The 3,162-nt window shown below is 51.8% G+C and carries 4 protein-coding genes; 1 reads left to right on the top strand and 3 read right to left on the bottom strand.

Annotated elements, in window-relative coordinates; all coding sequences use genetic code 11:
• The 3 genes from Q7T06_RS11400 to Q7T06_RS11390 all read right to left on the bottom strand — a co-directional run.
• Window positions 1-515 (bottom strand): type 4a pilus biogenesis protein PilO (locus Q7T06_RS11400; protein ID WP_304784735.1); only part of this gene is annotated, 515 nt, incomplete at its 3' end.
• Between the two features lie 15 nt (window positions 516-530).
• A complete protein-coding gene (locus Q7T06_RS11395) occupies window positions 531-1,157 on the bottom strand; it encodes a PilN domain-containing protein (RefSeq protein WP_304784733.1) in 627 nt (208 codons plus the stop codon).
• The gene (locus Q7T06_RS11390) at window positions 1,157-2,236 is read right to left on the bottom strand and encodes a pilus assembly protein PilM (protein WP_304784731.1); all 1,080 of its coding nucleotides are present in this window, start codon (window positions 2,234-2,236) and stop codon (window positions 1,157-1,159) included. The genes Q7T06_RS11395 and Q7T06_RS11390 overlap by 1 nt, the downstream gene beginning before the upstream one ends.
• Before the next feature lie 330 nt (window positions 2,237-2,566).
• Here Q7T06_RS11390 and Q7T06_RS11385 point away from each other — a divergent pair.
• A partial coding sequence (locus tag Q7T06_RS11385; protein WP_304784729.1) for a transglycosylase domain-containing protein occupies window positions 2,567-3,162 on the top strand: 596 nt, incomplete at its 3' end.

Here is a 3,162-nt window from a genome sequence, read left to right as displayed (position 1 = left end):
GTGACGATGCGCGGCAGATTGGCAATGTCGCTGGTGAAGGCACCAACGTCATGATAGTGACCAGTCACCTTGATATCGATCGGCAACTCTGCGTAGTAATCCTTGACCACAACCTGGCCCGGCTTGAACAGTTCGAATTGCAAGCCGCGACCCAATCCGGCCTGGTTGATATCGGATAGCAGCGCATCCATTTCAGCCTTGCTTGGCAGCTGCTTTTCCAGCGTCGCAACATATTCGTTTACCTGTTCTTTTTGCTTGCGCAAACCGTCCAGATTGATCGCCTGCTGGACTTTTATCTTGTAGGCATCTTTCAAGCTCACTTCTTCTGCCGCCGCGCGATCCAGCTCTTCCAGCTGCGTACTCCAGTAGGCATACCAGCCGACTGCCAGCACGGCCAGCACGACGCCCAGCGCGCACAGCAAGCGCGGGACGATAGGCCACTGACCGGGAGGCAAGCCGTTCAGGTCGCGGAACTGCGCGCTGACCGATTCACCTATATTTTTCAGATCTGCCATGGTGCTAGTCTCATATCAGGGTTTGCGTGGGGCTGCAGTTGGCACAAGCGCTGCCTTTGCATCTGCAGCCTGCGGATCATTGTCCCGCGGACGCTTGATGCCGGCATTGATGGTGAACTCGAATACTTTCTTGGCATCCTTCCCTTGACCGATACCGGTCGAACGAATTTCAATCAAGTCTGGACGTTCCAGCCACGGCGAATGATTGCCAAGGTTGCGCAGCAATTCAGAGACGCGCTCGTTGGATTGCGCATAACCATTGAGCAAGACACGCTGCCCATCCTGCTTGAAGGATTTCAGGTAAACACCCTCCGGAACCTGCTGCGCCAGCTCATCCATCAGATAAACGGGTTGATTGCGATCACTTTGCAAATCTTCCACCGCTTGCTGACGCGCCTTGAGTGCTTCGATTTCCTGCTTCAGCGTTGCAACTTCCTTGATTTCTGCATCGAGGCGCGTATTTTCATTTTTGATGAAAGCATTGCGCTGTTCCTGATCAGAAAGCTGGGCGGCAAAATACCCACCGACAGCCATCACGATCAATGCACCGACTATCGCACTCAAGAACATCATTGCAACGAATGCTTTTTTGCGCAGCTTGCGTTTTTCCTCCCTGTGCGGGAGCAGATTAATCTTGATCATCAGTCAAACCTCCGCATCGCCAGTCCGCAGGCAACCAGATAGGCCGGCGCCTCTATGCGCAACTGTTTTTCGCGCACGTTAGGACCAAGCTGCATACCCTTGAAAGGGCTCACAACAGAAGTCGACAGCTTGGTGCGATTGGCAACCATATCCACCATGCCAGGAATACTGGCGCAGCCACCTGCCAGGAATAGCTGGTCTATGCGCGTATACGGGGTAGAGGTAAAGAAAAACTGGATCGCGCGCGTCACTTCGAGCGCGGCATTTTCGAGGAAGGGATCAAGAATTTCTGTTTGATAACCATCGGGCAAATCACCCGCCTTCTTTTTGATCTCGGCTTCTTCATACGACAATCCGTAGGTACGCACGATCTCTTGCGTCAGTTGATGGCCGCCGAAGGGTTGTTCACGTTCATAGATCAATTGGCCATCCAGCAATATGGAAACATGCGTAACCTGCGATCCAATCTGGAACAGGCCCATGATCTGACCCTGGCCCGCGTTCGGCAATTGCTTGGTGATGCGCTCGATGGCAGCCCGCGCCGCATAGGATTCGATATCCATGACGGTCGGGGTCAATCCAGCCGACTCGGCCACGGCGACACGATCTTCCACTTTTTCCTTGCGCGTCGCAGCCAGCATGACTTCGACATCTTCCGGCGAATTTTCGACCAGGCCAATGACATCGAAGTCGAGGCGCACTTCGTCCAGCGCAAACGGGATGTATTGGCTGGCTTCGGTTTCAACCTGCAATTCCAGCCCTTCCTCTGACAAACCGCTAGGAAGTATGATTTTTTTGGTAATGACGGAAGCCGGAGGCATACCCATCGCGACGAACTTGGTACGGGTGCCACTCTTTTTCCACACGCGCTGAACGGCGTCTGAAACCTGATCGATATTTTCGATATTGCCATCAACCACTGCGCCTCGCGGCAACGGTTCGGAAGCAAAGCATTCGAGGCGCAATTCGCCTTTGCCGACTTCGGACAATTCGACGAGTTTCACCCCGGAACTGCTAATGTCCAAGCCAACCAGCGGCGGATTCTTTTTGCCGAATAAGGAGCCAAAATCTAAAGCCAAGGGCAGTTCTCCCCAAAAACGTTATTAGTATATGAACGCGACGCCGTTTAGCTTGTCAAAAACTCGATCAATAAAGGTGCGGTGACTTCTCGATAAAAATTCGTTTAAAAACGTGCATTTAGCGCACATTGATAAAACCTTACATTAAATCGTAGCAATAAGCCTCCAAAACTGTAAAGCAATTTCCATCAAGTAATTTGCAAATGCGTTGCCAAAAATCCACGCATCAGGCGGGATGTTGCAATTACGCGCGTTTATTTGTTACAAACGCGTCCCCATGCGGCAGCCAGCTATAATGGCGCGGATATCGACCTCTGACTTTCTCCCTGCATGGCTTCCAAAAAATCATCGCCCGACAGTACTAACACTCCTCCGCATAAACAAAAACGCATTTCCAGCACCGCATTACGCATAGGCTTGGGTTTTATCGGTTTGGTGGCGGGCCTGGGTGTGATCGGGGCCTTGATACTGTTCTTTGCTCTGGCGATGGCTTATCCGAATCTGCCTGAACTGGATACGCTGACGGATTACCGGCCCAAGATTCCACTGCGCATTTTTTCTGCAGACAATGTATTGATAGGCGAATTCGGCGAAGAACGCCGCAATTTGGTCAATATCAAGGAAATTCCAGACATCATGAAAAGAGCCGTGCTGGCGATTGAAGATGATAGATTCTTCGAGCATGGCGGCGTTGATTATGTGGGGATAGTGCGTGCAGCCGTGCATAATTTGAGCGGCGGCGCGCGTCAGGGCGCATCCACGATTACCCAGCAAGTGGCGCGGAATTTCTTCCTGTCCAGCGAACAAACCCTCAAACGCAAGATATATGAAGTATTGCTCGCCTGGAAAATTGAAAAAAACCTGAGCAAAGACCAGATACTCGAGGTTTACATGAACCAGATTTATCTGGGACAGCGCGCCTATGG

It is taken from the genome of Herminiimonas sp. (assembly GCF_030645555.1).
Lineage (GTDB): Bacteria > Pseudomonadota > Gammaproteobacteria > Burkholderiales > Burkholderiaceae_D > Oxalicibacterium.
This window is presented reverse-complemented; position numbering and strand designations above follow the sequence as displayed.